Origin of the sequence: Streptococcus castoreus DSM 17536 (assembly GCF_000425025.1) — a bacterium.
Taxonomy (GTDB): Bacteria; Bacillota; Bacilli; order Lactobacillales; family Streptococcaceae; genus Streptococcus; species Streptococcus castoreus.
This window is the reverse complement of record NZ_AUKZ01000038.1, coordinates 1-7,140: the sequence shown is the minus strand read 5'-3', so window position 1 is coordinate 7,140 and position 7,140 is coordinate 1. Positions and strand designations below refer to the sequence as shown.

7 protein-coding genes and 1 pseudogene are annotated in these 7,140 nt (G+C 32.9%); 1 reads left to right on the top strand and 7 read right to left on the bottom strand.

The window, feature by feature from the left end; genetic code table 11:
* Positions 1-95: 95 nt before the first annotated feature.
* Positions 96-563 (top strand): annotated as a pseudogene (locus H346_RS09970) (helix-turn-helix domain-containing protein); the annotation flags it as partial.
* A gap of 99 nt (positions 564-662) precedes the next feature.
* Here the strand turns inward: H346_RS09970 and H346_RS0107920 are convergent.
* The 7 genes from H346_RS0107920 to H346_RS0107890 all read right to left on the bottom strand — a co-directional run.
* A complete protein-coding gene (locus tag H346_RS0107920; protein ID WP_027970608.1) occupies positions 663-1,247 on the bottom strand; it encodes an MptD family putative ECF transporter S component in 585 nt (194 codons plus the stop codon).
* Positions 1,248-1,257: 10 nt separating this feature from the next.
* The gene (locus H346_RS0107915) at positions 1,258-1,962 is read right to left on the bottom strand and encodes an energy-coupling factor transporter transmembrane component T (protein ID WP_027970607.1); all 705 of its coding nucleotides are present in this window, start codon (positions 1,960-1,962) and stop codon (positions 1,258-1,260) included.
* Positions 1,952-3,469, bottom strand: coding sequence for an ABC transporter ATP-binding protein (locus tag H346_RS0107910; protein WP_027970606.1), 1,518 nt, complete (start codon positions 3,467-3,469; stop codon positions 1,952-1,954). The genes H346_RS0107915 and H346_RS0107910 overlap by 11 nt, the downstream gene beginning before the upstream one ends.
* A 2-nt stretch (positions 3,470-3,471) precedes the next feature.
* Positions 3,472-5,172: an ABC transporter ATP-binding protein gene (locus tag H346_RS09965; RefSeq protein ID WP_037562867.1), complete on the bottom strand. Its 1,701-nt coding sequence runs from the start codon at positions 5,170-5,172 to the stop codon at positions 3,472-3,474.
* Between the two features lie 139 nt (positions 5,173-5,311).
* Positions 5,312-5,830 (bottom strand): ClbS/DfsB family four-helix bundle protein, encoded by a 519-nt coding sequence (locus tag H346_RS0107900; RefSeq protein WP_027970605.1) that lies wholly within the window; start codon positions 5,828-5,830, stop codon positions 5,312-5,314.
* 50 nt (positions 5,831-5,880) lie between these two features.
* Positions 5,881-6,453: a TetR/AcrR family transcriptional regulator gene (locus tag H346_RS0107895; RefSeq protein ID WP_009354789.1), complete on the bottom strand. Its 573-nt coding sequence runs from the start codon at positions 6,451-6,453 to the stop codon at positions 5,881-5,883.
* A gap of 401 nt (positions 6,454-6,854) precedes the next feature.
* Positions 6,855-7,140 (bottom strand): integrase core domain-containing protein (locus tag H346_RS0107890; protein WP_027970604.1); only part of this gene is annotated, 286 nt, incomplete at its 5' end.

Here is a 7,140-nt window from a genome sequence, read left to right as displayed (position 1 = left end):
ACAGCACTCTTAATTACCAAACACCCATGACTAAAAGAGCAATCGTTTAACAAAAACACTTTATAAATTTTGTACAGAAAAGTGTTGCCTTTTCATTAAATTGTAATATGGTGTCTCCGGCTGCTGAGATTTTTTTTGAAGCCAAGGCTAAAGAATGGATTAGTATTGTAATAGACGCATTTTTAAACAGAAAAAATGTACATATTTCTTTAAACGACAACATAGCTCTTGAAAATGTAGCGAAGTATCTTGATGATCATTACGCTTTAGACGTTTCTCAAAAGACCCTTGAAAAAATTGCCATGATGAGTGGAACTAAATTAAAAAAAATATTTAAAGAAAAATATCAATCCAGTATTACAGAATATACGCAGCGAAAGAGAATGAATATGGCAGAAAACCTTTTATTGAATTCAACTCTGAAAATACAAGAAATTGCGGAAGCAGTCGGATATTCATCTCACAGCAAATTTAGTGCATGTTTTAAAAAATATAAAGGAATCTACCCACGAGAAATAAAAAAAAGAACCAATCCAACAAATCAATGTTGCAATTGTAAATAATCAAGTAGGGGCTAATTCTAGCCCCTTTGACATTTTCTATATAAACGAACCCACAAAATCACTTTCATTAGTTAATTTTTCCTAGCTTAAAAAGATTGATTAAATCACTCCTGCTTTTTCAAAATGTTTTTTAAGTATCTTTGTTGCAACAAATGCTCCTACGCAAGCAAGAACAAAAGTTATCAAGCCAAATCCTACTGCCCACGAAACTTTGAAATAAGATAATGCTTCATTTATTTGTGCTTCACTCATTTTCCATTTTGATGCTCTTTCCACAAAAGAAGCTGTCCCGAATAAAATCACAGGAATTACTGTCCCTAAAAAATCTGCTAATGCAAATACCCCATATCCAATAATCATTCGTCCCGTACTTTCATAATTTCCTATCATCAAATCACATATAATTCCACCGATTACAGCAAAGACTGCATGAGGCAAATGTCCTCCTGACAACGCAATTAAACCAAGAAGCGTTCCTGATATTGTAAATACGCCCTTCTTTTTCACTTTCACAGCCATAAGGATATAAACAGTGGCAGCTACCATAAAGCTAACGCCTGAAGCAATAAATCCTCCAATAACTGTTGTTGCCATAGCAAAGCTGGCTGCCATGTATATGACAATTCCAATTGCATTAAAAATTCCGATTGTAATAAAATCATGACCATTTAATTTGTTTTTCATAAAAGTCCTCCTAATAAGTTCTCTGTATTACTATCACAAGAGCAATTATCAAAGCTCCTAATAGTCCAATCATTAAGTCTGCCCATCTAAACCGCAATTCTGTTAATGTTACCCTATTCTCACCACTATCAAGTCCTCTAATGAGTGCTGAAGCTGACAATTCATCTGAAATCTTAATCATTCTCATTAAAAGCGGAACAAGCGTATATTCAATATATTTAATTGGATGTAGCAACGGGAAAAATCTGCTTGTTACGATTCCTCGAATCTTCATATTCTCTTTTAATGCCTTAATTTCTATTTTTATAGTTGGAACAAACCTAACCAAAACACTAAAAGGGATACCAATGCTTCTGGGTACTTTCATTCTATTTAATGCTTCAAGCATTTCACTTACACTTGTAGTCTTTGTTATATATCCACCAAACATAGCGATTAAGGTCATTCTTGATGCAAAGTAAATAAACATATACATTGCAAATACAACACTTGCTTCACAAAACTTTCCAAGCCCTAACTCTATGCAGTATAAAAGCACAAAAAACAAGATAAAGCGTAACGCTCTTTTCCACATCCCGCTATATAAATATAGAAAAAAGGCAAAAACAATTAATACAAAAAGCAGAATTGTATCGCTTATAAAAAAGCTCGTAAATCCAACAATTGGAAGTAGAGTAAGTTTTATTCTCGGATCTATAGTTTTTCTATCTGACAAGCTCTCTACCTCCTCTCATCTTGTCTAATATGAGAAATTTATTACTTTCACTCATATCTAAAACAGTTTCTATTTTTCCATCTCCCATTACCCATAGCTTGCTCACTGTGTTTGCTAAAAACTCAAAATCATGACTTATTACCAAAACTGTTGTCCCAATTTTCAATTGTTCTTCAATCAGTTTTGCGACGGAAAGCATTGAGTCTTTATCACAACCTGATGTTGGTTCATCATAGATGAAAATCTTTGCCTTTTTCATCATTCCACAAGCTATTGTCAATCTTTGTTTTTCTCCTCTTGATAAAGCAAACGGATGCTTATCAATGTATTTGTCTAAGCCAAGTACACTCAAAATAGACTTTGCCTTTTGAGTATTTTCTTTTTTATCTTTACTTGAAATACCAAGTAGCATTTCATCAAGTACACTTTCCGAAAACAACTGATAGTCTGAATCTTGAAAGACAAAATATGACATATCCATTAAATCTTTATGATTAAGCGACTTATCTTTCCTCGCCCATATTTTTCCCTCTTCTATCTTCTCAAGTCCTGAAAGCACTCTTGCAAAGGTGGTTTTCCCAGTACCATTTAAGCCGATAAGACCAATGGCTTTTCCGCACTCCATATTGAAATCAAGATGATTTAAGATGTATTGGTTTTGCTTATTTCCAACCTTAGTTGCACTTGGATAACAAAATTTCAAGCCTTTCCCACTGATACTTTCATCATTTAATTGATATAAATCTTTCTTCTCACTTATCCTGTATTCTTCTAATTCAAAAGTTCTTAGTCCATTATCATCCCAAAACTCCCCTTCAAGATGGATAACTTCTTCCCGACTCAAGTCCTGTGCAATTTCTCCATCTTTCACCAAAAGAAAACGGTCAAATAAAGATCTTACATAGTACAAACGATGTTCAATCAGAACAACCGTTGTTCCTTTTTTCTTTAATTTTTCCAAAATTAAAAATAGGTCAAATGTTGCTTTCATATCCAAATTTGCTGAAGGCTCATCTAAAATCAAAACTTTCGGATTCATTGCATAGATGCTTGCAATAGCTATCTTTTGTTTCTGTCCGCTTGATAATTCAAAAACAGATTTTCCTTTCAGTTCCAGGGTATCCAGCTCTGCATATACTTCTTCTACTCTCTGTTTGATTTCATCTCTTGATTTGCAGATGGTTTGAAGTCCAAAAGCTATTTCTTCATCTGTCGTTGTCGTAAAAAACTGACTTCTTGGATCTTGAAATACAGTTCCTACGATATGCCCTATTTCATGAAGCAATAATTTGCTTATATCTTTTCCGGACACAAAGACTTCTCCTTGCATTTTGCCTTTGTAATAATGTGGAATAAGACCATTCATTACACTTCCAAGAGTGCTTTTACCACTTCCGCTTTTCCCTGAAATTAAAATAAATTCACCTTTTTTAATTTCAAGATTGATATTTTTTAAAGCAACTTCCCCATCTTCCCATTCATAAGAAACATCTTTTAACAAAATCATGGTTACACCTCATGCTGAGCTTTCCATAATTTTGTGTAGTAACCATCTTTCTCAAGAAGTTCCCCATGCTTTCCTTTTTCAAGTAAATTTCCTTTTTGAAATACGAGAATTTGGTCAGCTTTTTGAATGGTTTTTAAATGATGAGCCACTACAAGTACAGTTCTATTCTTTGCGAGTTCTGTAATTGCATCTTGTATCAAAGATTCATTTACAGGATCAACATTACTTGTCATTTCATCAAGAATTAAAATTGGTGCATCTTTTAGAAAAGCTCTTGCAATAGATATTCTTTGTCTTTGTCCACCTGAAAGAAGCCCACCATTTTCTCCAATATCCGTTTCATAACCTTTTGGTAAACTCATAATGAAATCATGTATCCTTGCCTTCTTTGCAGCTTTAATAATTTCCTCTTTTGTAGCTCCTTTTTTACCTACTCTGATATTTTCTTCAATCGTGTTATCAAACAGTTGAACATTCTGCATGACAATGCTGATACGATCTAAAAGCTCATCATAAGGAATATCCCTTATATCAGTTCCTCCAAGTGTAATTTTCCCTTTATGCACATCATAAAATCTTAGAAGTAAGTTGGTTATAGTAGTCTTTCCACAACCGCTGGCTCCTACAAAGGCATTCAAACTATTTTTCTTAAAAGTCAAATTGATATTTTTAAGCTCAAAGCTATCTTTTCCGTATGCAAAATTCACATCTTTAAATTCTATGTTTCCAAATTCTAAACCTTCTTCTGTCTTTTTGTTTGGAAGCGGAACTGTTAATATTTTTCCTATTGCCTTTAGAGCTTCCTTAAACACAATAGAAAAATGTTGCAATGTAGCCGTCTTACTTATAGAAGCAGTAAAAGCAGACGATAAAATAATGGCAAGAATAAAATTAGGCGTTGTAATATTTCCATAGTAAAGAAATATGCTTCCCAAAATCATGACAATAACCACTCCAATTTCCATAAATATGTCAATGAGTCCCATTGGAATTGTAACCATCCCCATGCTCTTTTTAACCCAGTAAATATATTCCCTTGCCGTTTTTAATGTTCTTTCACTAATTTCCTCTTCTTTAGCAAAAGCCTTAATAACAGAAATATTTTTTACATATTCCATTAGCTCTTCTCTCATCTTGTTTTCATGGTTAAAGTAAATAGCAAAGTTTTTATCCATTGTTTTCTGTGAAAGAACTTTTACCAAATACATAAGTGGAACTCCAGCAATCATACCAAGTGCAAGACGCCAATCCACAAAAATCATGGCTATGAAAATGATAGTAGGCAGAAGTGTAACTGACATTATTTCAGGAAGACCATGGGCAAGGTATACTTCCACTTGCTCCACATCATGCTGAACAATGTTCGTAAGCTCTCCTGTATTATGTTCTTTAAAGAATCCCAAACTTAGTTTTTTCAGATGACCGATAATATCTAACCTAAGTTCTGTCAATTTTTCGTATGCTTTCTCATGAGCAACCTTTGTTGCAAAATAATAAAACACCCCTTTTAATACAAACGATATAAAGATCCCCAAGAATATATACTTTAAATTACCTTCGCTAATATTGTTTGTGATTAAAGAACTAATCAAATATACAAGTAAGATTTGTGGTATCAAATCAAATACTATTTTTAAAGCAAGAAGTGAATTGGATAAACCATTTTTCCCAATCACTTTTTTCCTTAATTCTTTTTCTGGCATGAACAACTCTCCTTTCAAAATTGAATAATATTGAATTTTAATTCAGTATTAAGGTTTAAAGTAAGACTTTGCTGATTACGCAAAGTCCATTTTAGCCGATCAGCTATTTTTTAAAATTACTGTATCAGCAAATCAAAAATTATAGCACAATCTTTTTCCATTTTCTAATCTTAGTTCTAAACGTTCCAAAAGGGGCAACCGTATTAACATGAATAAACTTATACACTTCCCATGTCGCTGTTTTAGTAGCTTCATCAGCCCATTTTCTCATATGCGGTTTAAATAATTCTTCTTCACTTAGTGTATCAATCATTGTATAGATAGATATAATATTCTCTTTCAATCGTTTCTTTAATTCTTCTATCGATAAATGAGCATAAGTATCGGTAAACCACTGATATAATTCTCCAAGTTGATTCCATTTAAACATATCCGACGGTGTCTTTACTTCAAAACCATTTTTCTCATCTTCTTCCCATTTCAAAACCAATGTTGTCCATCCGAGTTGATAAGCAAGATTTTCTGCTGGTGTTCTGTCAACTTCAGGGACTCTCTTATCTTTAAGCGATTCAGGAATAATATCAAATTCAGAAATATACTTTTCAAAACTTTTATTTATCTCAGATTTCAGTTCTTCTTTATCTTTATATTTTTTCAAAATATCTCCTCCAAAAATTTAAATTTATCGCATTTAAATATCAAATCAACTTACAATGATTCCACTCCCTTGTAATAACACCTTGCAATAAGTTTTAGCATATCTTTTGCCCACTTTTCACTTTGATAATGCCTTGCTATTTCAAGAAGTCCCTCTGTAAAGTTACTGGCTAAAATATGGGCAAGCATTGGATCATATTCCTCTTTTGATTGTCTTTTTAAACTTACTTCAATATGAACCTGCATTTGTGATATGAGTTTGTGTTTGGCTTCTGTATGCTTCGTACCTGAGCTTTTATCCATTAAAATAATTAACTTCTTACGCTCTTTTAGTAGTTCATGAATATAGTTTTCTCCAACTTCATCAAACCTTTCAGAAGCAGAACCTTTTTCCAAAGACTCCTCCTCATCAAAAGCTGACTCGAAATTTATATAAACAGAACTTACTACTGCATCAAACAAAACTTCTTTATTCTTGAAATAGGTATAAATGAGTGCCACAGGAATATCTGCTTCTTTTGCAATTTCTGTTAATTTGGCACCTCTATAATCCTTTTTATAAAATACTTTTTCTGCTGCTTCGAGTATTCTATTTCTAACTTCTTCTTTTAATACTTGTGCCATAGCACACCTCTTTCTATTCCAATACTGAATTTCTATTTAATAATAAATCATAATTCAATATTTGTCAAGTTGCCTATAGAAAATATATAGACACTAAAAAAGTAATAGCGATGACAGTAAAATTAACCTTCTCAGCCTTATGATTTTTAAGATATTTTTCACCATCAACGCTATAGATATTATATAGCCAACCCATTAGTTTATAAGGGGTATGACACTTATACTTGTTCAATAAAATTATTTTTAACCAGACTATTTATCAACACTTCTACAATTAATATTATTATTTAATAATAGCCACTTGTTTTGTTCCATACACTTTTGAAGTAAATTTATTATATTCACCTGATGATTCCTGAAAAGGCAACACTTTTCTGTACAAAATTTATAAAGTGTTTTTGTTAAACGATTGCTCTTTTAGTCATGGGTGTTTGGTAATTAAGAGTGCTGTGGATGCGATGGTGATTCCACCAGTGGACATAATCCTTAGTTTTAAGGGTTAATTCTTCCAGAGAGCGGAAGTTTTCTTGGTTGATAAACTCCAGTTTGAAGGAGCGATAGGTACTCTCAGCTACCGCATTGTCATAAGGACAACCCGCTTGACTCAGCGAACGTGTGATGCCAAAGGCTTCTAACATCTCATCAATCAAGGCATTATCAAACTCCTTACCACGATCAGAATGGAAG